At 42.4% G+C, this 24,494-nt stretch carries 19 protein-coding genes; 8 read left to right on the forward strand and 11 right to left on the reverse strand.

What is annotated here, in order from left to right:
- Positions 1-301: 301 nt before the first annotated feature.
- Positions 302-1,222 (reverse strand): metal ABC transporter solute-binding protein, Zn/Mn family, encoded by a 921-nt coding sequence (locus N0824_RS20290; RefSeq protein ID WP_108938045.1) that lies wholly within the window; start codon positions 1,220-1,222, stop codon positions 302-304.
- 134 nt (positions 1,223-1,356) lie between these two features.
- On the opposite strand from N0824_RS20290, the gene thrS reads away from it, so the two are divergent.
- A complete protein-coding gene (thrS, locus tag N0824_RS20295) occupies positions 1,357-3,156 on the forward strand; it encodes a threonine--tRNA ligase (RefSeq protein WP_108938046.1) in 1,800 nt (599 codons plus the stop codon).
- A gap of 59 nt (positions 3,157-3,215) precedes the next feature.
- Here thrS and N0824_RS20300 read toward each other — a convergent pair whose 3' ends face one another.
- Positions 3,216-3,512 carry a hypothetical protein gene (locus tag N0824_RS20300; RefSeq protein ID WP_108938047.1) on the reverse strand — a complete coding sequence of 99 codons (297 nt, stop codon included), beginning with the start codon at positions 3,510-3,512 and terminating at the stop codon, positions 3,216-3,218.
- A 337-nt stretch (positions 3,513-3,849) separates the two neighbouring features.
- Between N0824_RS20300 and purC the strand changes: the two genes are divergently transcribed.
- Positions 3,850-4,575 (forward strand): phosphoribosylaminoimidazolesuccinocarboxamide synthase, encoded by a 726-nt coding sequence (gene purC, locus N0824_RS20305; RefSeq protein WP_108938069.1) that lies wholly within the window; start codon positions 3,850-3,852, stop codon positions 4,573-4,575.
- Positions 4,576-4,636: 61 nt separating this feature from the next.
- Complete coding sequence (coaE, locus tag N0824_RS20310) at positions 4,637-5,218, forward strand: dephospho-CoA kinase (RefSeq protein WP_108938048.1); 582 nt, start codon at positions 4,637-4,639, stop codon at positions 5,216-5,218.
- 9 nt (positions 5,219-5,227) lie between these two features.
- On the opposite strand, the gene N0824_RS20315 is transcribed toward coaE, so the two are convergent.
- Complete coding sequence (locus tag N0824_RS20315) at positions 5,228-6,058, reverse strand: energy-coupling factor transporter transmembrane protein EcfT (RefSeq protein WP_108938049.1); 831 nt, start codon at positions 6,056-6,058, stop codon at positions 5,228-5,230.
- Positions 6,059-6,113: 55 nt separating this feature from the next.
- Positions 6,114-8,282 (reverse strand): transglycosylase SLT domain-containing protein, encoded by a 2,169-nt coding sequence (locus N0824_RS20320; protein ID WP_108938050.1) that lies wholly within the window; start codon positions 8,280-8,282, stop codon positions 6,114-6,116.
- A 209-nt stretch (positions 8,283-8,491) separates the two neighbouring features.
- On the opposite strand from N0824_RS20320, the gene cysC reads away from it, so the two are divergent.
- Positions 8,492-9,037: an adenylyl-sulfate kinase gene (cysC, locus tag N0824_RS20325; protein ID WP_108938070.1), complete on the forward strand. Its 546-nt coding sequence runs from the start codon at positions 8,492-8,494 to the stop codon at positions 9,035-9,037.
- Positions 9,038-9,482: 445 nt separating this feature from the next.
- Entirely contained in the window at positions 9,483-11,210 is a 1,728-nt protein-coding gene (locus tag N0824_RS20330) for an ABC transporter ATP-binding protein (protein ID WP_108938051.1), read from the forward strand.
- 298 nt (positions 11,211-11,508) lie between these two features.
- Here the strand turns inward: N0824_RS20330 and N0824_RS20335 are convergent, their stop codons facing one another.
- The 5 genes from N0824_RS20335 to N0824_RS20355 form a co-directional block, all read right to left on the reverse strand.
- Positions 11,509-12,456, reverse strand: coding sequence for an NAD(P)-dependent oxidoreductase (locus tag N0824_RS20335; RefSeq protein WP_108938052.1), 948 nt, complete (start codon positions 12,454-12,456; stop codon positions 11,509-11,511).
- A 420-nt stretch (positions 12,457-12,876) separates the two neighbouring features.
- Positions 12,877-13,941, reverse strand: a complete 1,065-nt coding sequence (gene hemE / locus N0824_RS20340; protein WP_046660879.1) for a uroporphyrinogen decarboxylase — start codon at positions 13,939-13,941, stop codon at positions 12,877-12,879.
- Positions 13,942-14,271: 330 nt separating this feature from the next.
- The gene (locus tag N0824_RS20345; protein WP_108938053.1) at positions 14,272-16,506 is read right to left on the reverse strand and encodes a heavy metal translocating P-type ATPase; all 2,235 of its coding nucleotides are present in this window, start codon (positions 16,504-16,506) and stop codon (positions 14,272-14,274) included.
- 183 nt (positions 16,507-16,689) lie between these two features.
- Positions 16,690-17,904 (reverse strand): S-layer homology domain-containing protein, encoded by a 1,215-nt coding sequence (locus N0824_RS20350; RefSeq protein ID WP_108938054.1) that lies wholly within the window; start codon positions 17,902-17,904, stop codon positions 16,690-16,692.
- Positions 17,905-17,934: 30 nt separating this feature from the next.
- Entirely contained in the window at positions 17,935-19,158 is a 1,224-nt protein-coding gene (locus N0824_RS20355; protein ID WP_108938055.1) for an NAD(P)/FAD-dependent oxidoreductase, read from the reverse strand.
- A gap of 150 nt (positions 19,159-19,308) precedes the next feature.
- On the opposite strand from N0824_RS20355, the gene N0824_RS20360 reads away from it, so the two are divergent.
- Positions 19,309-20,496, forward strand: coding sequence for a glycosyltransferase (locus N0824_RS20360; RefSeq protein ID WP_108938056.1), 1,188 nt, complete (start codon positions 19,309-19,311; stop codon positions 20,494-20,496).
- Between the two features lie 68 nt (positions 20,497-20,564).
- On the opposite strand, the gene N0824_RS20365 is transcribed toward N0824_RS20360, so the two are convergent.
- Together N0824_RS20365 and N0824_RS21130 are read right to left on the reverse strand one after the other, a co-directional pair.
- Positions 20,565-21,446, reverse strand: coding sequence for a tetratricopeptide repeat protein (locus tag N0824_RS20365; protein WP_108938057.1), 882 nt, complete (start codon positions 21,444-21,446; stop codon positions 20,565-20,567).
- Positions 21,447-21,480: 34 nt separating this feature from the next.
- A complete protein-coding gene (locus N0824_RS21130; protein ID WP_002740204.1) occupies positions 21,481-21,627 on the reverse strand; it encodes a hypothetical protein in 147 nt (48 codons plus the stop codon).
- Between N0824_RS21130 and N0824_RS20370 the strand changes: the two genes are divergently transcribed.
- Positions 21,569-23,047, forward strand: coding sequence for an efflux RND transporter periplasmic adaptor subunit (locus N0824_RS20370; RefSeq protein ID WP_108938058.1), 1,479 nt, complete (start codon positions 21,569-21,571; stop codon positions 23,045-23,047). The two genes, N0824_RS21130 and N0824_RS20370, sit on opposite strands and share 59 nt — an antisense overlap.
- 210 nt (positions 23,048-23,257) lie before the next feature.
- Positions 23,258-24,475 (forward strand): ABC transporter permease, encoded by a 1,218-nt coding sequence (locus N0824_RS20375; protein ID WP_108938059.1) that lies wholly within the window; start codon positions 23,258-23,260, stop codon positions 24,473-24,475.
- Positions 24,476-24,494 lie beyond the last annotated feature (19 nt).

The raw sequence follows: 24,494 nt of genomic DNA on the forward strand, positions 1-24,494 counted from the left end.
ACCCCGCTTTGTAAATCTACTAAGTTGAGATTTTTAAGGGGAAACTCTCTGCTAAAGTCGGGCGTTACTTTCGATTTTTTCCCTCAATCCAAGCTTTTGGGGGGTTCTACCCCCCAAACCCCCCGTTGGGGGCGTGGCGCCGCCCCCAAACCCCCCGCGCATTAGCTTTTCGGTGGGATGCTTACAGGCAGCTGCTGATCCATTTGTCATCATCTAAAAGTCACCGATAATTGCTGATTGTCGGTATTTCTGCCTTCCTGACTCCTGACTTTAATGACAATTTTTGATTTTTACAAGAGGTCTATTGACCTTCTTGGGGTACTTTTCCTCCTAAAGATTCCACGATCAATCGAGTATTTTCTTTCAGCATTTTTACATAACTATCCCCTCCAGTACCCACTGCGCCGATCGAATCAGAATATAATTGTTGTGGTGCTAATTTCACCCCCGCTTCTTCGGCTACAGTGGTAATTAAAGCGGGATTAATAGTGGTCTCGGCAAAGATAGCAGCAACCTGAAGATTTTTAATAGCATCGGCTAGATTTTTCAATGTTTGGGCGCTAGGTTGTTCTTCGGTACTAATGCCAATTAAAGTTCCCGCAACTTTTAAACCGTAGGCATGAGCATAATACTGAAAAGCGTCATGAGTGGTGACTAATTGCCTTTGGGAAGGGGGGATAGTTTCAATAGCCGCAGTAATCCAGCGATCAAGATTTTCTAATTCTGCGATTAATTGGGCGGCATTTGCAGTAAAAATCTCTTTATCTTCGGGACTTAATTCAATCAATTGATCTCGGATTTTTTCCACCATGATTATCCCATTTTTCGCCGAACCCCAAACGTGGGGATCGGGGACTTTCTGCCCCTCTTTTGCCAGTTGTAAAGGCTTGATTGCTTCTCCCACGGCCACTTTTTTCGCCTTAATCCCCGTAGAATTGATCATTTTAATTAACCCCGGTTCGAGATTATAACCGTTATAGAGAATTAAATCGGCTTTTTCTAAAGCGACACTATCGGCGGGAACTGGTTCATAAACGTGGGGATCATCCCCCGGTTTTAAAATGTCTTGATGGTCAATTTCTTCACCGCCCACTCGTGCGGTTAAATCGGCGATAATTGTGCTAGTGGAGATTACCTTGGGTTTTTGGTTATCGGTGGTGTTAACCGAGGGATTACAAGCAACCAATCCCAAAAATAAACAGGATAAAATTAGTTTTTTCATCGGGAAATAGAGATGAGGGTTTAGAGGTTAGAGATGAGGGGAAATGGCATTGTTATCTATCTTGATTTTTTTCCTGACTAAAGACTCCTTTTACCATTAAAATAGAGAATAGAGAAGGTGTAAATTCAAAAGACATGGATAACCAAGCCCCGATTAAACTACCGAAAACCAGCGAATCCGACCACCTCAAGCGCATTCGTCACACCACCTCCCATGTTATGGCCATGGCGGTGCAGAAATTATTCCCGAAAGCCCAAGTTACTATCGGGCCTTGGACTGAAACTGGATTCTACTACGATTTTGATGTGCCAGAACCTTTTACCGATAAGGATCTCAAGGAAATCAAAAAAGAGATGGTCAAAATTATCAATAAAAAACTGCCGGTGATTCGCGAGCAAGTTTCTCGGGAAGAGGCGGAAAAGCGCATTAAAGCGATTAATGAACCCTATAAGCTGGAAATTCTGGCGGGAATTCAAGAACCCATCACCCTCTATCATCTTGGTGACGCTTGGTGGGATTTGTGCGCCGGTCCGCACCTAGGCAATACAAGTGAACTAGACGTTAAGGCGATCGAATTAGAGACGGTAGCGGGTGCTTATTGGCGCGGGGATGAGAATAAAGCCCAATTACAGCGCATTTACGGCACAGCCTGGGAAAATCCCCAACAATTAGCCGAATACAAGCGCCGTAAGGAAGAAGCACTGAAACGAGACCATCGCAAATTAGGCAAAGAATTAGGTTTATTTATTTTCTCTGATTCTGTCGGGCCGGGGTTGCCTTTATGGACACCCAAAGGAACTTTAATTCGTTCTTTGTTAGAAGATTTTCTCAAAAAAGAACAGTTAAAACGCGGTTATTTACCCGTAGTTACTCCCCATATTGCTCGCGTGGATTTGTTTAAAATTTCCGGTCACTGGCAAAAGTACAAAGAAGATATGTTTCCCATGATGGCGGACGATGAGGAATCTGCTAGTAAGGAAATAGGATTTGTCCTCAAACCGATGAACTGTCCTTTTCATATTCAAATCTATAAAAGTGATTTGAGATCTTATCGGGAATTGCCGATGCGTTTGGCAGAATTCGGCACAGTTTATCGTTACGAACAATCGGGAGAATTGGGAGGATTAACTAGAGTTCGCGGTTTTACCGTCGATGATTCCCATTTGTTTGTCACTCCCGAACAATTAGACAGGGAATTTTTAAGCGTTGTTGATTTAATTTTGACGGTGTTTAAGAGTTTACAATTAAAGAATTTTAAGGCGCGATTGAGTTTTCGTGACCCTGAATCGGATAAGTATATCGGTTCCGATGACGCTTGGGAAAAGGCACAATCAGCGATTAGAAAAGCGGTGCAAACTTTGGGGATGGATTATTTTGAAGCCCCCGGAGAAGCGGCTTTTTACGGTCCAAAATTAGACTTTATTTTCCAAGATGCCCTCGAAAGAGAATGGCAGTTAGGAACGGTACAGGTAGATTATAATTTACCCGAACGTTTTGAATTAGAATACGTTGCCGAAGATGGTAATCGTAAACGTCCGGTGATGATTCATCGCGCACCTTTTGGTTCTTTGGAACGTTTAATCGGTATTTTAATCGAAGAATACGCAGGCGATTTTCCTCTTTGGTTAGCCCCTGTCCAGATACGATTATTACCGGTTAGTGATAGTCAATTGGATTACGCTAAAGAGGTGACAGCGAAAATGCAACTATTAGGAATTCGCGCCGAAACCGATACCAGTGGCGAACGTTTGGGTAAAATGATTCGCAATGCTGAAACTGCAAAAATTCCCGTGATGGCAGTGGTGGGGGCAAAAGAAATGGAAAGTAATAGTTTAAGTATTCGCACCCGTGCCACGGGCGATTTAGGAGTAATTAGCGTTGAGGAAGTGGTGGCAAAATTAGAAACTGCCATCCAAAATCACGGTAATTTTTAAGCGTTTGCTCATCTCATTCTATGGGGCAGAAAATATTTCTGTCCCAGTCTTTTTTTCCTTTAGGTATCATCATCTTTTTTAAAGGGATTTTCCCCAATGCCTAGGCCTTTTTTGCTCTGTTTTAAGTCTTTCCAGAGGGCTTTAATTTTTTGGTAGGCTTCTAGAGAACTGATTTTGCCCCCCGTTTCCAGATTACAAATAAAACTGACTTTTTGGGCAAATTCCTGTAAATTGGCGTTAAATAGCAAGTTTTCTGGCTTAAATTCTCCATGGTAGGGGGCGCGAGGATAGAGAAAATTCTCCTTGCGGCGATCGGGGAGATTCGGGTTATCATCGTTAGGAGGATTCTGGTTCATAGGGCGACGGCGGGTAATTTTGCGGAATTTCTTTAGATTTTTCGGTAATGGTAATGGGAGATAATATCAATTGTTGGCTATCATCGAGGATTCAAGTAAAAACTGGGCCGATTCGCCAAAAGTTGACCCTGGTATCGTGACACTTTTTGGTTATAGGTTAAGGCTCGGTCTCAAAATGCTGGCAGTTATCTTTAAGCAGCAATTATACATTATTTTTTCTCAACAATCATCTCCCTGATGATCTAAAATTTTTATCTAGGTTGATCGCCAAAATTTACTGCTGCCACTATCTGATTAACCATCGATTTTATTCTATCAATTGCCGAGGATGATAACTATGGAAAAACTCTATGAAGGTAAGGCCAAAATTCTCTATCAAACCGATGATCCCGATATTCTCCTCACTTATTACAAAGACGATGCCACCGCTTTTAATGCCCAAAAACGCGGGCAAATTGTTGGCAAAGGGGAAATTAACTGTACTGTCTCCACTGCCCTATTTAAATGGTTAGAATCCCTAGGAATACCTACCCATTATATCGATCGCCCTAGTTCTAGGGAAATGCGCGTCAAGGCGATTAAAATCATTCCCTTGGAAGTAGTAGTCAGAAATATCGCCGCCGGGAGTTTGTGCAAGCAAACGGGATTAAAGGAGGGGAAAGTTTTACCTTTTCCTCTTGTAGAATTTTACCTCAAGGATGATGCTTTGGGCGATCCTTTGTTAACGCCCGATCGCATAAAAGTTATCGATATTGCCAGGGAGGAGCAAGTCAATCAGTTACGAGATTTAGCCCTGCAAATCAATCAATATCTGCAAGAATTTTTCGATAAGTGCCAGATTATTCTCGTCGATTTTAAGTTAGAATTTGGAGTTGATAAAACGGGCAAAATTTATCTAGGTGATGAAATTAGCCCCGATACCTGTCGTCTCTGGGATAAAACCCAAGAGGATGCTCAAGCGCGTATTCTCGATAAGGATCGTTTTCGTCGCGATTTAGGAGATGTGGAAACTGCCTATCAACAAGTACAAGCAAGAGTTTTACAACAGATAGAGAGTTTATAACCGTAGGGTGTGTTAGCGAGCGCGTAACGCACCTTAATTGAGATTAGCAATTTAATAATTTATGTCGAGAAGAATTATTGGGTTAACAGGGGGAATAGCTTGTGGTAAATCCACGGTTTCTCATTATTTAGAAAATATCTACAAAATTCCCGTCCTTGATGCGGATATTTATGCTCGGGAAGCAGTGGAAAAAGGTTCGGCAATTTTAGAGAGAATTTTGGCGCGTTATGGCAGAAAAGTTAAAACTGAGGATAATTCCCTTAATCGCCAACGGTTAGGAGAGATTATTTTTAATAATCCCGAGGAAAAAATCTGGTTAGAAAGTCAGATTCATCCCTACGTTAGAGAATGTTTTAAGCGGCATTTAGAGCAGTTAGAAGCCCCGATAGTTGTTTGTTCTATTCCTTTATTATTGGAAGCCAAATTAACCCATTTAGTCACGGATATTTGGGTGGTTTATTGCAGTTTCGAGCAACAAATTCAACGCTTAATGACTAGAAATAACTTAACTAGAGAACAAGCGATCGCTCGGATTAATAATCAAATGCCTTTAGCCGAAAAAATTGCCTTAGCTGATATTGTTTTAGACAATTCCGGAGATTTAGAAGCTTTATATACCCAGATCGATCGAGCTATACAATAGGGATTAATCTTAAAATAACCAGGCAAATTTTCCCACCCCGAATTTTACATAGAGAATGATTGCCAAAACCAATAAAAATAGAAAGCCAATAATTAATAAATAGTCTTTATTGGTTAAGATTGATTCCTGTAAAAATGTGCGATCGGGATCACCAGAGAAAGCTTTAGCTTGTAAAACTACCTCTAATTTTTGCGATTTAGCCATAGCGTTTAAAATTAAAGGTACAGCGATGGAAGCATAAATTTTTCCTTTTTGTAACCAACCCATTTTTTCTATTGCTAATCCCCGTAATCTTTGAGCAGAAATAATCGATCGAGATTCTTCTACTAGGAGAGGAAATAAGCGCAGGGTAGAGGAAAAAATAAAGACTATTTTGTAGGGAATTCTGGCTTTAGTTAAACTCACCATCATCTGATTTATATCAGTGGTAAAAATAGCGAGGGGAATAATTAAAACCATGGTGAGAGTTTTAAAGATCACATTTAAACCGTAGAGGGTTCCCTCGACAGTCATTTGAGCAGAACCGATAGTTAATAAGGGAGTTAATTCAGTTTTTCCCGTTAAAGCTTTTACCTGTTCCACATTAAAAAATCCCATGGTAATTAATAAGAATAGATAAAAAGGAGCCATGAATTTGAAAATAGTGAGGAGATAAGACCATTTTACCCCCGCCCAGAGACAAGCTAAAGCGACAATAAGAGTTAGAAAACCGCCAGCGAGGGGACTTTCCCAAGTAAAAGCGATGAGAGTAACCACGATCATCATGGTTAATTTGGTCCGAAAATCTAGGCGAGTAAAAGGAGAATCTCGATCGACGGTTTGCCAGTTAAATGATTGCATAATTAAGAAAAAAGTTAGTAAGGGAATGAGTTAATTACCCATCCCCATCAATCCCCTAGGAAGGGTTAGTAATTCTCTTCATTTGCTCTTGAATTTCGGGGTTATAAATCTGGAGATAATTCCAATAATTACCAAACACCGATTCTATATAACCCTTAGTTTCTCTAAAGGGAATATTCTCGACAAATTGATCGGGATCGCTAAAATCAAAACGCTGTCTCCATTTAGAAACTGCCCCAGGTCCTGCGTTATAACTAGCCACGGCAAAAAGTGAATTTCCGGCGAATTTGCCATGGGTATAGTCGAGATACCATGTCCCCATCATAATGTTATCTTCGGGATTAGTTAAAGAATAACTTTTATTGCCAGTATTACCCGCGATATATTTACCGGTATCGGGCATAATTTGCATTAATCCCACTGCCCCCACAGGAGAACGAATTTCTTTTTCAAAGCGGGATTCTTGCCGGATTAAAGCCGTCACGAGCAGGGGATTTAATTGTCTATCTTTTGACCATTCCAGGATAGTATTGTAGTAGGGAAAGGGGAATAAAGCGTGCCAGTATTTATCATTTTGTCGCAGGACTTTCCATGCTTCCCTTTCCTCCGGGGTATCTCTTTCTCGCAAGCGCCAAATCAGGTTAATTCCTTCTAAATTTTGATTGCGAGAGAGTTTATAGACACCGAGGTTAAATTGTTCGTCAACGGTTAAATTCCAAGGATCGACAATTTCTGCTTGGAAGAGATTCCAAGCGTCCGTATCTTCACCAATTCGATATAATTCCTTGAAAGCTTCCGAACCGGCGGGGGGATCGTTACGAGTGGCGGGTTTGACGGTGGTAGGATTATAGGAGCGGACAGTGGTAAAATCCCCCACGTCCCAACCTAATAAAACCGCCGAGCGCCAAGCATAATAGGAATGGGGATGACGAGAAATAGTGTAGGTAAAAGCTTGTTTTGCTTCTTGGTTTTTGCCGAGTTTTTGCGCCCATTTTCCCACCCAAAAGGCCGCTTTCGGAGCAGTTTGACTATCGGGATTATTAACCGCAATTGGCTGCGCCCACTGCCACGCCTTGGCGTAATCACCGGATTTAGCGGCTCTTTGGGCCATTAACCAGCGATAATCGGCGGCTTCGTCGGATTTTGGGTATTTATTTAATAAAGTCTGCCATGTTTGACTAGCGGCTTGGGCATTAGTTGATTCCAGTAATTTGGCTTTCGCTTCTAAAGCTTCCGGAGCGCGATCGGGAAATTGCTTGACAATGCGATCAAGATATGCTATGGCATCGCGGTTAGGAGAAATCTGGGCGAGTCGCAGTAATCCTAAACCGGTTTCTGGGGCCTGGGGATAGGTTTTAATTAATTTTTGGTAAGCGCTGCGAGCTTCTGGCAGTTTTTTGGCAATGTGTAGCCCGCGGGCGTAACGATAGGCTTGTTCGGGGCTAGGAGTGGCTTTAGCATAGGCTTTATAGGCTTTTTCGTACAATCCCGACTGCCAATAACCCGCCCCAATCATTGCCCAATCCGCCGGAGTTAACTGCTCGGCGTAGTCTTTCACCAAACGATCGCGGGCTTGATTGAGGGTAGGATCAAAAGGATTAGCCTTGGCTAACTGCAACCATAAGGGAAATTGATCGGGATTTTCTTGAAGACGTTGGCGAATTAAAGCCAAAGTACGCGGGTGTCGGGGGTATTCCCTGAGCAATTTTTCCTGATAACTGGGGTCGTATTTGCCCAAAGAGTAGTAAGCTTCGGCCACTACGGGCGATTGGGGATAGGTTTCCAGTAATTTTTGCCAAATTTCTTGCGCTTTTTCCCTATCATTGGTTAATTCGTGGGCGCGTCCCTGTTTGAGGAGAATCTGGGGAGCGAGGACAGGATATTGTTTTTCTAAGCCTTCTAATTGTTTTAAAGCCGGACCGCCTTCATATTTTCTCAATAAATCCATAGCCAAGAGATAGCGGGCGCGACTACGATCTAAAGAGGGCGCGTTGGCATCAGCAACATCTTTTAACTTGACATCTCGCTCGGTTTGTGGTAAAGAAGCGCTATCAACCACGGCAGAGGGTTGGTTAGGATCTTGACTAGGAACCGAAGCACTATTGCGATCGAGCCAAGGGAGAATTTTCGGGTGAAAGAGAAAGAGACTGGTGAGAGTAAAAAGGGCAACCCCAGAACCTAGTCCAAGAATGAGCGGGGTGTGAGGGGGGAATTTCTTAAACATTACCTTATTAAAGACAGCAACTCAACATACATTATCAGTGATCGTGGTGACAGGTTGTTTGTTTCAATCAGGTTGGGGGTTGTTCAGTTATCAGTAAGCAGTTATCAGTAATCAGTGAACTGAAAACTCCCATCTGATCACTGGTAACTGATCACTGATCACTGAGATATGGTACGCTAAACAGGATTTAACTATTATTAATGATTGCTATGAAACAGCGCGGCGTGACGGTTTGGTTAACAGGATTGAGCGGTGCGGGGAAAAGCACGATTACCGAGGCATTACAGGCAAAATTAATCGCTGAAGGTTATTCAATTGAGGTTCTCGATGGCGATATAGTGCGGACGAACCTCACCAAAGGTTTAGGATTTAGTAAAGAGGATCGCGATGAAAATATCCGTCGCATTGGTTTTGTGTCTAATTTGCTCACCCGTCACGGTGTGATTGTCCTAGTTTCAGCTATTTCTCCCTATCGTGAGATTCGTGAGGAAGTACGGGGAAAAATTGGCAGTTTTGTCGAAGTTTTCGTGAATGCTCCCTTAAGCGTCTGTGAGGATCGCGATGTGAAAGGATTATATAAAAGAGCGCGTGCTGGCGAAATCAAGTCTTTTACGGGAATTGATGATCCCTATGAACCACCTTTTAACCCAGAAGTGGAATGCCGCACTGATTTAGAGACTTTAGAGGAAAGTGTCGCCAAAGTCTGGAACAAATTGACGGAATTAGGCTACATTAATCAAGCTGTGGCGGTTTAATCCCAGAATAACTTTGTATTATTGGAAAATATCGTAGGGACGTGGACTAAAAACGTCTCTACCCCCCGATTAACCCCTTAAACAAATTTGTCAGTTAATCTCCTTTTCTTCAGTACCTAAGCAAAGTTAATTATACCTCTCCCTAACCCTCTGGCCAAAGTGCAAGACTGTCTAAACAGTAATCAGTGATCAGTAAACAGTAAACAGTGAAAAGACAGTAGGAAACTTCTATTTAATACTGCCCACTTAAAACTTAAATCTGATAACTGATAACTGATAACTGTCTCGACTAGCAAATTAATTTTGCAGGAATACTTAATAAGTAAGTATTTATAATTGAAGAGAAGATAGATTTTGCCTTTGATCCCCCCTTAATCCCCCCTTAATAAGGGGGGTGCCGACAGTTTTTAACACCTACCTACATATTTAAAGGCGATAAATTATTTTGAAATCTCGCTCTAGTTATTGGAACCTCATTCCCTATCTCCGTCCCCAAACCCAAACAATTATTTTGGCGTTCATCTGTACGATCGGATTTACGGTATTTTGGCCGATTTTAGCTTGGTTAGCCGGACAAATGGCCAGATATATCGGTGAGGGAAATGTGCAAGCATTGGCGACACTTTCGGGGGTGGGGGCAGTGGTTTTTTTACTGCGGGGAATGTCTCAGTATGGGCAAGATTCCCTGATGGCAAAAGCTTCTTTAAAAATTGCCCTAGAATTAAGAAAAAAAGTTTATGCTCATCTGCAAACCCTCGGATTAAATTACTTTGAAACGGCAAAAACTGGTGATTTATCCTATCGTTTAACGGAAGATATCGATCGCATTGGGGAAGTAATTAACAAATTTTTCCATGATTTTATTCCCTCAGCCTTACAGTTAATTGTCGTCTTTGCCTATATGTTTATTGTTAACTGGCAATTGACAATCGCTGTCATTATTATCGCTCCTTTGTTAGGAGTTTTGGTGGGATTTTTTGGTGAAAAATTATTACAATATGCTCGTCGCGCCCAAGCGAAAATATCTAACCTTTCTTCGTTATTAACCGAAGTTTTTGGCGGTATTCGTGTGGTGCAAGCTTTCGCAGCTGAAGATTATCAAACCGAGCTTTTTGCTCAAGAAGCGGAGGAAAATCGCCGCGCTCAATACCTATCGGAATCCACCAAAGCTTTACAATACGTCGTGGTGGGATTTTTGCAAGCGATGGGAGTTATCTTTTTATTCTTCCTTGCGGGTTGGCAAATTTCCCAAAAGAATTTAACTGGTGTTGACTTTGTTAGCTATGTGGCGGCGGTGGCAATGTTAATCGATCCCATCGCCCATATTACCAGTAATTATAATCAATTTAAACAGGGTCAAGCCTCCATGGATCGGATTTTTGAATTGTTAGCTATTCTGCCAACAATTACCGAAAAACCGAATGCGATCAATCTGCCACTCCATAGCAAAGAAGTTGAATATTGTCAAGTAAATTTTTATTACAATGAGGACAGACAGGTTTTAAAAAATATTAATTTTACTGCACACGCTGGCGAAATGATTGCTTTAGTGGGAGCATCGGGAGCGGGAAAAACCACTTTAGTTAATCTTTTATTGCGTTTTTATGACCCCACTGCCGGCAAGATTTTAATCGATGGGGTGGATATTCGTGATGTGACTTTAAAAAGTCTCCGGCGACAAATTGGCGTAGTTTTACAGGAAAATATTCTCTTTTCTGGTACTATAGCCCAAAATATCGCTTTTGGCCAGGGAGATTTTAATCTGCAAGAGGTGGAAAAAGCGGCAAAAATCGCCAACGCTCATCAATTTATCGGTGAACTTTCCCAGGGTTACTATACCTATGTGGGAGAAAGGGGTGTTAATTTATCGGGTGGACAAAGACAAAGAATCGCCATCGCGCGAGCGGTTTTATCTAATCCGAGAATTTTAATTTTAGATGAAGCGACTTCGGCGCTCGATTCGGAATCGGAAGCTTTAGTGCAGGAAGCTTTAGAAAGAATTATGACGGAGCGCACAGTATTTGTTATTGCTCACCGATTAGCAACTGTCAGAAAAGCTAACCGTATTTTAGTTTTAGAAAAGGGTGAAATTATCGAGGTGGGTAATCACGAGGAGTTATTAAATCTTAATGGTCGTTACGCTCAATTTCATGCTAGACAATTTCAAGATTAGTCTATTTGGCGTTAAGAGTTGGGCATTATTTCTGATTTTATCACTCAAGCCAAGTTTTTGGGGGGTTCTACCCCCCAAACCCCGGAGCGCATTAGTTTTTCGGTGGGATGCTTACACGCGGTTGTTCATATATTTGTACTAATTTAAGAGTCACCGATATAGCAGTTATCTTAATGGTGAGGTAGGAAGTTTTCGTTTTGGAAAGTCAGTTGCGGAATTAGGTTAGACTTCATCTTTAGGGAAAACGCTGTAAGCATCCAGACAGAATTAATTATAGATATTTTTCCGTTCCCTCTACTTAGGGTTTTTTTCGGGGAATTCCTCGCAAGGCTAAAACATCATCGAGGGTGGAACAATAGTTTTTTAAACCAAAATCAGCAGGAGTATAGGTTTTAATGTGGGTGAAGTGGCGATAATTCATGGCAAAGCGGTCCCATGCTTCCATCTGCAAGTTAAAAACTTTGATAAAAAAGTTAGCAATGGTTAAAGATAAAGGAATGCGAAAGTAGATTTTTTTGTTTAAATAAGTACAGATTTCCTCCACTGCTTGGTTAGCTGTTGTCCGTTGATTGCCTAGGACAATTTTGCTTTCTGGTGCGGGATTTTCGATTAAATAATTCACCACTTGAGCTATATCTTTGGCATGGATAAAATGAAAACTGCCATCAGCTTGAAACCAACGCACTAAACCGATATATTTCAACACATCCGGTAAACCACCATAGATATGAGAATAGGGTTTATTTTCGTCACCACCTAAGACAAAAGTGGGGTATAAAGTGATAATTTTATCGGCAATTTCTAGGTCAGTAAATTTGCTATAACAAATATATTTGGTGCGGATATAATTAGTTCCTATTTCCCCAGCTTCTGGCAAAAGTTGGTTATTTTGATTGAGAATGCTGGCAGTAGAAAAATAGAGGACTTTCTTGCAGATTTGAGCATCTAAATAACTAATTAATTCTAGGGTTTTTACCACATTAATCTGATAACTTTCCTCCTCTCCTCCCCAACTGGTAGCGATTAAAACCGCTATATTTATTGTTTTTAAAAGCTCGGCATATACCTCGATATTTTCCATATCGCCTAAAAGTATATGAACATTTGATCGCCCTTCGTAACTAAATTTTAACTTCTCGGCATTACGCACTAAAAAATATAATTCATAGTCGGGATTTTCCAGTAAAATCTCAGCGATATAATGCCCAATACAGCCACTCACACCCGTTAGAAATATTTTTTTCATTATTTTAATTGATACGGCAGAATTTAGGGGACAGTTTGAAAGTAAAAAGGGAATCAAGAGTTCGGATTTTGGAGAGCTGCATCTAAACTTTGCAGAAATATCAAAAATGAGTAATGGTCAGTGACTCTTAAATTATTACAAATATATCAGCAGCTGCGTGTAAGCATCCCACAAAAAAACTAATGCGCTCCGGGGTTCGGGGGAGGCGCTTCGTCCCCCGACGGGGGGTTTGGGGGGTAGAACCCCCCAAGAGTCTGGGTTGGAAACAAACAACCTAGAAAGCACAGTTTTTCAACAGAAGTTATCAGAGAATCCCAACTTAGTAGATTTACAATTATGAGATGCACTCTTAGGTGTTGGGTGTTAGAGACGATTTCCTTACCTCCTAACCCCTATTCCCTAAACCTTGATCACGACATACTAGGCGTGAACTGCTAATAATTTATCCGCTTGTTTAGCAGTTTCAAAGAAGAAACGCACGTTATCTTCAGGAGTTCCCACCAAAACACCATGACCTAAATTAAGAATATGACCTTGATTACCCGCTTTACGAATAGTATCAAGAATCCGCTCGCGAATAAAGGACTGGGAACCGAATAAAACCCCCGGATCGATATTACCTTGAACCATCATCGATTTACCTAAACGCTGTCTCGCTTCCGCCATATCCACGGTCCAATCGACGCTGACAATATCAACCCCCGATTGAGCCATTCTTTCCAAAACGCCAGCACTGCCACTAATGTAGAGAATTAAGGGTGTATCGGGATGGGTTTCTTTCACCAAACGAACTACTTTTTGTTGATAGGGTAAGGCAAAAACATCGTAATCTTGGGGAGTTAATTGACCCGCCCAAGAATCGAACATTTGCACTACTTGCGCCCCACAATCAATTTGATAACGGACATAGGTGGCGATCATATCCGCTAATTTATCTAAAAATTGGTGCAGTACCGAGGGTTCCGAAAAAGCCATCCCTTTAATCACAGAATAACTTTTAGAACCTTTCCCTTCCACTGCGTAGGCTGCTAAAGTCCAAGGCGCTCCGACAAAACCGAGGACAGTGGATTTATTTCCCACCTCTTGACGCAGGGTTTTTAAAATCGTTTTGATAAAAGGTAAAGACTGATCGGGATCGAGGGGATTAAGTTGGTCCACCTGCGCTTGAGTACGAATGGGAGAATCGATAATCGGCCCCTTACTTTCGATAATATCAAAGGGAATACCGATTCCCGCCAGGGGAGTGAGGATATCGGAGAACATGATCACCCCATCCGGTTGAAAAGCACGCCAAGGTTGCAGGGAGATTTCGATCGCTAAATCGGCATTTTCCGATCTTTCCCGAAAACTGGGGTATTTATCCCGCAATTCTCGATAAATCTGCATATAACGTCCTGCTTGTCTCATCATCCACACGGGAGGACGGGGTAAGATTTCTCCTTTGGCAGCGCGTAATAAATAAGGTATTTCAGGGGAGTCAGTCATATCAGGATGATTATTCTATTGCCTTTTCTACGGTATCATCCCCCGTACAGCTAATTTTTCTGGTTTTTCCTTAAGAATTGTTAACGAAAATTATCCCCCCACCTCCCCATCTCCGGTACTCCCCTGCTCCCTGCTCCGGCGCTCCCTGCTCTGGCGCTCCCTAATTCATAATTTATAATTCATAAGTAGGGAGGCACAATTATTTGTAGGATGGGTTAGCGGTAGCGTAACATGATCGGGCGTTGGGTTTCATGCTTCAAGCCAAGCTACGTTCATCTAATCCATAATTCATAATTTATAATTCCCACTCCCCAATTCATAATTCATAATTCATAATTCCCTCTCCCTGCTCCCCACCCTGGGATGAACTCGACGCAATCGCAAGGCATTCGTCACCACGGAAAGGGAACTTAAAGCCATGGCAGCACCGGCAATAATCGGATTGAGCAGAAAAGGGTAGAGGACTCCGGCAGCGATGGGAATAGCAATCAAGTTATAAATAAAAGCAAAAAAGAGATTTTCTTTGATATTTCGCATTGTTGCCCGACTTAACTCAATAGCGCTCACAATTCCCTGTAAATCTCCCGAAATTAAGGTTATATCGCTGGCGGCGATCGCTACATCGGTCCCCGTGCCAATGGCAATACCTAAGTCCGCTTGCGCCAATGCGATCGCATCATTGATACCATCGCCAACCATGGCGACAATTTTCCCTTTTTTCTGCAAATATTCGATTTTTTCGGCTTTTTCTTGGGGACGGAGTGCGGCAAAAAAGCGCCGGATACCCAACTCTCCGGCGATCGCCTCTGCGGTTTCGAGGTTGTCCCCCGTCATCATCATCACCTCTAAGCCCATTTTTTTGAGCTTGGCGACCACTGAGGAAGAAAAAGGTTTTAAAACGTCGGAAATGGCGATAACCCCCTCTAAACCCCCGTTAACCGCTATCCAAGCCACGGTTTTTTTCTGCCATTCCCAATCGTGGGCGACTTTTTTAAGAACTTTTGTTTCAACTCCTTGACGTTCTAACCATTGTTGTGTACCGATTTGCACGAAATCCGACCCGACTTTTCCCTGCACTCCTGCCCCAGTTATTGAGTCAAATTCGGTTACTTCTAGGGTTTTAATCTGGTTTAACTGCCCATATCTAACTATTGCTTCTCCTAACGGATGTTCAGAATGATTCTCCACCGATACGACTAACTGCAGCAGCGATAATTCCCGTCCATCCCTCACCCCCTCGCGAGTCAAGAAGTCCGTCACCGTTGGTTTACCCTGGGTGAGAGTTCCCGTTTTATCGAGGACAATGGTAGTGATGCCCTGGGCTAATTCTAAACTTTCGGCATTTTTAATTAAAATTCCCTGTTTTGCTCCCTGTCCTGTTCCCACCATAATCGAGGTGGGTGTAGCTAATCCTAGCGCACAGGGACAAGCGATAATTAGGACTTCCACCATTGTAATCAAAGCGAGGGTGAGATTACCCGTGCGGAGAATCCAAAATAGGAAAGTTATTACGGCAATAATCATCACCACCGGCACAAAATAAGCAGTCACTCGATCGACTAATCTTTGTATAGGTGCTTTTGATGCTTGCGCGGTTTGCACTAATCGGACAATCTGAGCTAAAACCGTATCTTTTCCCACCCGTAACGCTTGCATTTGTAGGCTACCGGTTTTATTAATTGTCGCACCGATTACCTGTTGATTGACGGTTTTTCGCACGGGTAAACTTTCCCCTGTCACCATCGATTCATCAATGCTAGAACTGCCTTGGATAATTATGCCATCGACGGGAATTTTTTCTCCCGGACGCACTAAAATTATATCTCCTACTTTCACCTCTTCTATTGGTATATCTAGCGTCTGTTCTTCCCTAATTACCCTAGCAGTTTTTGCCTGTAATCCCATTAATTGTTTAATAGCGGCGGCCGTTTCTTTTCTGGCACGTTTTTCAAAGAAACGACCGAGTAAAATCAGAGTAATGACGATAGCTGATGCTTCGTAATAGACATGGGAAGGAAACCCCTGTTTTTCGATAAAATCGCTCCCGAAGGTTAAAAACAGGGAATAAAAATAGGCGGCACTGGTTCCCAAAACTACTAAAGTGTCCATGGTGGCGGTGCGATTTTTAAAGGCTTTCCAAGCATTTTTGTAAAAACTTTGACCACACCAAAATTGGACGGGAGTAGCGAGAATTAATTGTAATAAGGGAGCGTGTAACCAGTGGGGAATAAAAGATAGAGATAAACCCGTCATCATCGGTAAAGAACCGATAAAAAGTATGATACTAATAACAATAGCGATCAATAGTTTAGGGAGAAGTTCTTTTTCTGGTCTGGATTCGAGATTAATTTCTGTTATCGGTGTGGCCTGGAAACCGGCATCCCTAACTTTTGCTTGAATAGTGTTAAGATCGGTACGCTTGGGGTCATAATCCACCTCCACCTGTTCCATGCCAAAATTAACTTGACATCGAATCACTCCGGGGATAGATTTAATTATCCGCTCGATCGAATTAGCACAACCAGCGCAACTCATCCCGACGAGTTTGAGAGTTTGATGGGTCATAATGTTAATAGCAGCGGAAGTCAGCAACAAAATCCCCTGCAGCAGAGTTCTATCTTTAGGATAAAATATTACCCTAGCTGCAGGGTCAAGAATCCTTTGTTAATTTTTCTGAATAGATATGAAGAAATGTCAAAAAGAGTGCTTGTATTTTCCTAACACAGCCTTAATTGTTATGGACAAATTTCAATTAACCCCACTCTGTTGCGTATCTTGACCTTGCACAGCGTCGGCAGCGGAAACACCATCACCCTGAAAACCAAAATACCATAAAGTAGCGGCAGCTTCAGCGCGAGTTACTGGTCTTTTTGGCTGAAATAGGGTAGTAAAACCAAAAACTCGCCGAATATTAGCTTGTTCGGCATTTTGAAAATCGGCATAAAGAGAGCGCACCAGCTGCGGGTTAATTTTATTAGTATCCTGAAAACCCCAAGTATTTTTAATCGTATCAAGATTGGCACTCGGTAAAGCTTTTCTGACATCTAATGGCACTTTCCAAGCGATTAAATCTTCCCGGGTTAAAGGAGCATTGGGACGGAATAAAAGGGCGCTACTATCCCCCGTTAAAGGAGAGGGAATTAAACCCGCTTCTGCTAATCCTTGAATATAAACATAATCGGTATCGTTATTTTTAACATCACTAAAAGTCGGGGAACTATTGGGAGTAGCTAAACGGATTTGTTTACCCGCTACATTAGCATAAATGGCATTATTAGCCTGTAACAACCAGCGAGCAAATTCTCGGCGCGTTATTGTATCATTAGGGTTAAACTGATTGTTATTACCTGTTAATACTCCTAATCTAGCTAAGTCTTGAATGTGGCTTTTTAAGGGATTAGGTAAGGATTCGAGATCGTTAAAACTGGTGGGATTAAGATTGGGTAAAGGGGAAGAAATAGGGGAAGAAATAGGGGAAGGACTAGGGGAAGCAATCGGGGTTCCCGTTGGACGATAATCAAGGCTATATTCGGTATTGGGAGAAGTGGCAGTTATGGTGATAGTTAATTCTAAATTATCTCGACGGGCCGTTAGGGTACTATTGACTCCTTCCCCAGAAAAGGGAGTAATAATTTCCCAATTATTATTAACTAATTCCTGTTGATAAAAAGCCTCGATCGCATTGCTGGGATCGTTGGATTGCCAACGAGTTTGTCCACCAGTATTATCAGGATTTGTCTGCACGGATAATAATTCTGATTGACTATATCGAGGAATTTCTGCGGGAAAATTTGCGGGTAATTGCTGGTTATTAGGAGAGTTTTCTGGTATGGGATTTGTTTGTAGATTAGGATCGGCAGCCAGACGATTTTCTAGGGCAGGATTGCCACTACAGGCTGCTAAAATGCCCAGCAGAGTGATCATTGTACTGTAGCGAATAAACTTACTCACGGTCTTTACCAATATTGTTTCCTTAGCTTTATCCTAGCCTATTTACTCAGGTTTTTGACTAGGGAAAATTCGGTGCCACCATTGACGTAATTTCCCCAGCAGAAATCCTCCTAACCCTTTTGTGTATTTCTCAAATTTGTAGTAAAATAAAATGTCGATTATATCCTGAGTGGAAAGATACTTGAGATAGGATACTCCTTGATCTATACGCACATCACTATATTCTAAATAAACTTTGCGACTGAGGCGATCGGATAAATTCCATTTTGGTTGAAAATATTCTTGCATCCTCTGTTGATAAGGGGCAAAACTACTCGATTTTCCCTGTAAATATTCCTCCATGTATTGACAAGCAATTTCGGCTCCTTTCATAGCATAGCGAATACCTTCCCCTCCTAAAAAGTTAACCGTAGAAACAGCATCACCAATCGCTATAATATTCGGTTCTTGATAATAAATATCTTGCAGATTGAGCGAATATTCTAAAATAGAGCCATGGATGTCGATTATATCATATTTAGAGAGATTTATGTAGGTTTGAATAATTTGTGTAATATAACTTTTTAAAGGCTTAACTTCATCAATATAAGGATGTTCTCCCTCTAACCAAGCAGCTCCTATTTTTAATTGCTGATTATCCATAGGAAAAATCCAGCCATAACCTTTAGGACTCCATTTATGACCGAGAAAAAATACTAAATTATCTTGATATTTTTGATAATCTAGTTCTGGCACAGTAATTAAATATTCAATGCCCACTGCTTTTAAAAAATCAGGTTTTTCTCGTCTGTGTTTATACATAACTGCTCTAGCGTATCCGGTAGCATCAACCAATAAACGAGTAGTAACTGTCTCGATTTCCTCACCTTTTGATTTCAAGAAAACAGTTAGCTTATCCTCCATCTGTTCATATTTCAGATAACGACAACCTAAACGAACTTCTCCCCCCCAACGCATCACTTCTGCGGCTAAAAACTCTCGCAATTTGGCAAAATCAAAAACTACCCCTAAAGGTTGCGGTGATGACCAAAAATGATGTATGCTGGTGGAGATAATTTCGATATTTTTCCAAAACCTAGCCACCACGGTTTCGGGGAGATTAAATTGTTCTAAAATTTCTAGGGGAGAAGCGGCACTAGAAAAATTATTATCTTGCCAACTAGAATGTTGTTCCACCAAAAGAACACGATAACCTTTTTCACTTAATAATCTGCCACAGTGACCTCCCGCCGGTCCCCCCCCAATAATTACTACATCATAATCCATGATTTACTCCCTCGGTTAATCTTGCTAACTTGCTTTTATTTTACCCTAAATGCCCTCTATTAAACCCCAAACTGGTTAAGCTTTTGTGCATCTAAATTTGATCCTCTTTTTAAACTGTTCCCCATTCTCTCATCGAAAGCCGACTAGCTTATGACATTTTTCTTATTATTAGTTACTTCCCTATCGCTGATAATTTGGTTATATTTAATCTTAGCCAGGGGACAATTTTGGCTATCTAACCAAAAAATTAATCCTGTCACTTCTCCCTTAACAAATTATCCAAAAGTCTCGGCAATTATCCCCGCACGAAACGAAGCAGACGTTTTACCCATCAGTTTAACATCCCTCTTTAAACAAGATTATCAAGGAGAATTTTCGATTATTTTAATTGACGATCAAAGCAGTGATGGTACGGGAAAAGTTGCCCAAGAAATTGCCGATAAATATCATAAATATGGCCAGATAACTATTATTTCTGGACAACCTTTAGAGATAGGATGGACGGGTAAATTATGGGCAATGAAACAGGGAATAACAGAGGCTACCGAGAAATTCGCTCCCGATTATTTTCTCTTCACTGATGCCGATATTGCCCACGCACCAGATAATTTAACCCAATTAGTTACTAAAGCAGTACAGGAAAAACAAGCTTTAGTTTCCCTGATGGTGTTGCTACGCTGTGACAGTTTTTGGGAAAAATTTCTCATTCCTTCCTTTGTTTTTTTCTTCGAGAAACTCTATCCTTTCCCCCTAGTTAATAACCCTAATTCCCCGATAGCCGCTGCTGCCGGAGGTTGCATTTTAATTCGCCGAGATATCCTAGAAAAAATTGGCGGTATTGAGATTCTTAAACAAGCTTTGATCGATGATTGTTCTTTAGCAATTGCGGTTAAAAAATATCTGCAAAATCACCCTGAAAATACTGAGAAATCCATCTGGTTAGGATTAACAGAAACCACCTATAGTCTCCGTCCCTATCCCGATTTAGCCAGCATTTGGAATATGGTAGCCCGCACCGCCTTTACACAACTAAATTACTCAACACTTTGGTTAATCGGGACAATTTTCGGGATGTTTTTAACCTATTTAGCCGCCCCCTTGGGTTTAATCTGGGGATTGGTCTTAAAAGAAGCATCAATCATCATAATTAGTGCCGTCACCTTATTACTAATCGCCCTTTCCTATAGCCCAACTTTAAGACTATATAAATTATCCCCTCTGCGGGCTTTAACTTTACCCCTAATTGCCCTCTTTTATAGTTTAATGACCGTCGATTCTGCCCTGCGTTATTGGCGCGGCCAAGGGGGGGGATGGAAAGGGCGAGTTTATCCTAATTAGCTGGAGCAAGCCTCAAGAATTCCTAACAAATTAACTAAGGAGTTATCTTATTGCTTGCTGCTATAAGCTTAATTTTCTTCGTCCAATTCTGGGGTTGGTTGTGGTAAACGAGCGATAAAATCTTTCATTTTGGGATGATTAAACATCTTCTCCGTGTCTTGCAGAAGAAGTTTACCCCAGAGATTTTCCTCTAAAAATTCCAGACTGACATAACGACTATCGCTAGTGAGAGCGGCCTGAGCTAATTTGATGCCCTCCTCGGTTTTCCCTTGACTATAAACGGCCACCGCAATAGCTAACTGAGGTTCCGGCTGTTTAGGATCAATTTTCAAAGCAGCCCGCCAATCTTTAAGAGCCGCTTCCTTATCACCCTGTTCGTATTTAACTAAACCGATATTATTAATAGCCGGCCAAAAACTTTTATCTTGACTAACAGCTTTTTCGTAAGCTGCAATCGCATCAGGATATTGTGCTAACTTGAGATAGGAATTACCGAGATCAAAAAGAGCGGGGGAGATATCGGGTTTCATTTGCAAACCCGCTTCAATCTGGGCAATAGCAGACTTGTAATCCTGATTCTGAAAATAGGCGCTACCGAGGGAAAATTTAATATTAGCTTGGGCATCGGCGGGAGCAAGGGACAAAGATTGATTTAATGCCTCGATGCCGGGTTGCACCTGATCGTCTTGCAGATATAAACTACCGAGAATAAACCAAGTTTGATAGAGATGGGGGGCCAACTGCACCGCTAACTTAGCCCTGGAAAGAGCCGCATCGGTACGACGAAAACGAGCTAATTGGATGGCATCCTCGGCGATTTCAATTCCCGCTTGTTCCATCTGTTCTAACTCTGGTTCGATGGTGTAGGGGAGTAGAGCTTGGGAAAAAGCCGGCGGGCTGCCAGCGACGAAAAAAATGAGCAAAGAAATGATTAATTGAAGTTTTGGCACAGTTTACCCCTGCGATAAGCCTTTTTTAATCAGTCTATCTCGCTTGGGAGTTGTTGGCTAAAGAAACAACAAAGGCAACTCTAGAGACGTTAGTATATAACCAATTAACTTTTGGCTGATCGATGGCAATAACCGTGTTGGGAAAATCAAATCGCCCCCTATTTTGGATATTCGGACTCATGGCTAGTGGTTTTCTGGCGGTGGGAGTGGTTTCTTATCGCTTGCTGCAAACACCTCCTCCTGCCCTAGAATTGGCGAAAATGACCGTTCCTGCTCAACGGGAAACCCTCGCTGTGGAAATTAAAGCTAGTGGTAGGGTGGAACCGATCCAAAGTGTCAACATTAGCCCGAAAAACCCCGGCCGATTAGTGCGATTATTGGTGGATCAGGGCATGATCGTTAAAAAGGGACAAACCCTCGCCGTCATGGATAATTTAGAGGTGTATGCCCAGGGGATGCAGTCAGAAGCGCATCTGCGGGAAGCTCTAGCCAATCTCGAACAGGCTAAACGCAGTATTCCCGAAGATATCCGGCAATTACAGGCCCGATTTTATCAAGCCCAGGCCAGTTATAAGCAATTAGAAGCCCGTTTAGCTCAGGCCAAAGAAAGAATTCCCAAAGATTTAGACCAGCTGCAAGCTCAGGTACAAGCAGCCCAATCCCGTTTTCGACTAGCAGAAAATCGGGTTAAACGCAATGAAAATTTAGTCCGGGAAGGGGCGATCGCTCAAGACCAATTTGATGCCGTCCTCAATGAATATCTCAATGCTAAGGCCAATTTAGACGAATCGATCCGCCGTTTGGAACAAGCGGATAAAACCGCTTCCCCAGAAGTAGCGGGAATTGAGCAGGAAATGATCCGAGCGGCAGCAGCGATCGCAGAAGCGAAATTTGCCCTCGAACAACGCCAAAAAACCCAAGAAACCGAGCTGGCTCGACTAGAATCATCTGTAGCGGCCGCTAGGGCTGATTTAGAGCAAGTTAAGATTCAATACCGCGATACGGTAATTACTGCTCCCTTTGATGGCATCGTCACCCAAAAATACGCCACCGAGGGTTCTTTTGTCACTCCCACCACTTCGGCCTCTAGTACCGCTTCCGCTACTTCCACCTCGATTATCGCCCTAGCATCGGGATTGGAAGTGATTGCTAAAGTGCCGGAAATAGATGTGGGTTTATTGCAGCGCGGCCAACCAGTGCGAATTGTCGCCGATGCTTTTCCTGAAGAAGTCTTTGAAGGTCGAGTTATTCTTGTGGCTCCTGAAGCGATTATCGAGGATAATGTTACTTCTTTTGAGGTCAGAATCGGTTTGGTGACGGGACGGGACAAACTCAAATCGAAAATGAATGTGGATGTAACTTTTGTCGGCCAGCAGTTAGATAATGCCCTCGTCGTGCCGACTGTCGCCATTGTCACCCGGGAAGGCAGGTCAGGGGTTTTAGTTCCCGATGCCGAAAATAAACCCAGTTTTAAACCCGTTTCTATCGGTTTGGTCTTGGACGATAAAACCCAAATTTTATCAGGTTTGGAAGCCGGAGAAAAGGTCTTTATCGATCTCCCCGAAGGAGCCGAAGATACCTCGAAAACTAATCAAAAATAATCAAAAATCTCAATAATTTTTCTTGACAAATATCTCCAAATTGTCTTTTTTATGATCGGGCAGGAGTCGGTCGTCAGGAGTCGGTCGTCAGGATTCAGGGGAGAGGATTCAGGGGACAGGAGATTATTTTATTTATTCTACCCACACCCCACACCCCACACCCCACTTCCTAATTCATAATTCATAATTTATAATTCATAATTCTCCTATATGTTTATCATCGAAAGTTTAAAAATGGCCGTCTCCACCCTAAGGGCCAATAAAGTGCGTAGCGGCCTGACCATGTTAGGAATTATCATCGGTAACGCTTCGGTGGTGGCCATGATCGGTATTGGCCAAGGGGCGCAAACCTTAGCCAATGACCAGTTTGCTAACTTGGGACCCAATACTCTTTTTGTGGTGCCGGGGTCGCGACAAGCACGCAATACCACTGTTAATTTACCGAAAACCCTGGTTTTAGCCGATGCTCAGGCGATCGCCGAACAAGTTCCCACCGTCGCTGAAGTCGCCCCGGAAATAAACGCTCGTTTCCTGATTTCCTATCGTAATCGCAACATGACGGCTCTAGTCACGGGAAGCACCCCAGAATACGCTTCTGTTCGCAATTTTACCCTGGAAAAAGGTCGTTTTATCAATAATATCGATCTAGCCCGCAACAAACGGGTAACGGTGATCGGCACTGAAGTGGCAGCGCAACTTTTCCCCACCCAAAATCCCCTCGGTCAACAGCTGCGGATCAAAAATCTCAGTTTTGAGGTGATCGGGATTTTAGAGGCGAAAGGCTCCTTTTTTGGCAATAATCAGGATGAAATGCTGATTATTCCCCTTAGCACCATGAACTCGCAACTGGTGGGCAAAACCTCTGCCTACGGTGTCGAGTTGAGTTGGATTAGTCTCACCGCGCGATCGGGGGAGGAAATCCGCGCCGCTAAGTTCCAAATCCAGAATCTCCTGCGTTTACGCCATAAAATCGTCGCTGAGGATGATTTTCGCGTCGAAACTGCTAAACAGATGATCGAAATCTTCGGCACGATTACCAAGGGTCTAACCCTACTTTTGGCTTTAATCGCTGGTATTTCACTAATTGTCGGTGGTATCGGGGTGATGAATATTATGCTGGTTTCGGTTTCGGAAAGAACCGGGGAAATCGGACTAAGAAAAGCGATCGGAGCCAGAGAACAGGATATTCTCTTACAATTCCTGATTGAATCAACTCTCGTTTCCATCGCCGGCGGTGCGCTTGGTATTCTCTTCGGTGCAGGAGCGATCGTTCTCGTCTCCAGTTTCTCTCCCTTATCCGCCACTGTTTCCGCCACCGCCGTCGCCCTGTCTTTGAGCGTTTCCACGGGTATCGGTCTCTTTTTCGGCGTTTTTCCCGCCTATCGTGCCTCTAAATTGGAACCGATTGTCGCCCTCAGAAGTGTCTAATGTTTTAAGGTTTTTTCGG

It is taken from the genome of Microcystis sp. 0824 (assembly GCF_003112475.1).
Lineage (GTDB): Bacteria > Cyanobacteriota > Cyanobacteriia > Cyanobacteriales > Microcystaceae > Microcystis > Microcystis aeruginosa_C.

What these genes read in the sequence shown, in the direction of transcription:
- N0824_RS20290 (WP_108938045.1), bottom strand. Translation starts at nt 1,222, where the DNA reads ATGAAAAAACTAATTTTATCCTGTTTATTTTTGGGATTGGTTGCTTGT.
- thrS (WP_108938046.1), top strand. Translation starts at nt 1,357, where the DNA reads ATGGATAACCAAGCCCCGATTAAACTACCGAAAACCAGCGAATCCGAC.
- N0824_RS20300 (WP_108938047.1), bottom strand. Translation starts at nt 3,512, where the DNA reads ATGAACCAGAATCCTCCTAACGATGATAACCCGAATCTCCCCGATCGC.
- purC (WP_108938069.1), top strand. Translation starts at nt 3,850, where the DNA reads ATGGAAAAACTCTATGAAGGTAAGGCCAAAATTCTCTATCAAACCGAT.
- coaE (WP_108938048.1), top strand. Translation starts at nt 4,637, where the DNA reads ATGTCGAGAAGAATTATTGGGTTAACAGGGGGAATAGCTTGTGGTAAA.
- N0824_RS20315 (WP_108938049.1), bottom strand. Translation starts at nt 6,058, where the DNA reads ATGCAATCATTTAACTGGCAAACCGTCGATCGAGATTCTCCTTTTACT.
- N0824_RS20320 (WP_108938050.1), bottom strand. Translation starts at nt 8,282, where the DNA reads ATGTTTAAGAAATTCCCCCCTCACACCCCGCTCATTCTTGGACTAGGT.
- cysC (WP_108938070.1), top strand. Translation starts at nt 8,492, where the DNA reads ATGAAACAGCGCGGCGTGACGGTTTGGTTAACAGGATTGAGCGGTGCG.
- N0824_RS20335 (WP_108938052.1), bottom strand. Translation starts at nt 12,456, where the DNA reads ATGAAAAAAATATTTCTAACGGGTGTGAGTGGCTGTATTGGGCATTAT.
- hemE (WP_046660879.1), bottom strand. Translation starts at nt 13,941, where the DNA reads ATGACTGACTCCCCTGAAATACCTTATTTATTACGCGCTGCCAAAGGA.
- N0824_RS20345 (WP_108938053.1), bottom strand. Translation starts at nt 16,506, where the DNA reads ATGACCCATCAAACTCTCAAACTCGTCGGGATGAGTTGCGCTGGTTGT.
- N0824_RS20355 (WP_108938055.1), bottom strand. Translation starts at nt 19,158, where the DNA reads ATGGATTATGATGTAGTAATTATTGGGGGGGGACCGGCGGGAGGTCAC.
- N0824_RS20360 (WP_108938056.1), top strand. Translation starts at nt 19,309, where the DNA reads ATGACATTTTTCTTATTATTAGTTACTTCCCTATCGCTGATAATTTGG.
- N0824_RS20370 (WP_108938058.1), top strand. Translation starts at nt 21,569, where the DNA reads ATGGCAATAACCGTGTTGGGAAAATCAAATCGCCCCCTATTTTGGATA.
- N0824_RS21130 (WP_002740204.1), bottom strand. Translation starts at nt 21,627, where the DNA reads ATGAGTCCGAATATCCAAAATAGGGGGCGATTTGATTTTCCCAACACG.
- N0824_RS20375 (WP_108938059.1), top strand. Translation starts at nt 23,258, where the DNA reads ATGTTTATCATCGAAAGTTTAAAAATGGCCGTCTCCACCCTAAGGGCC.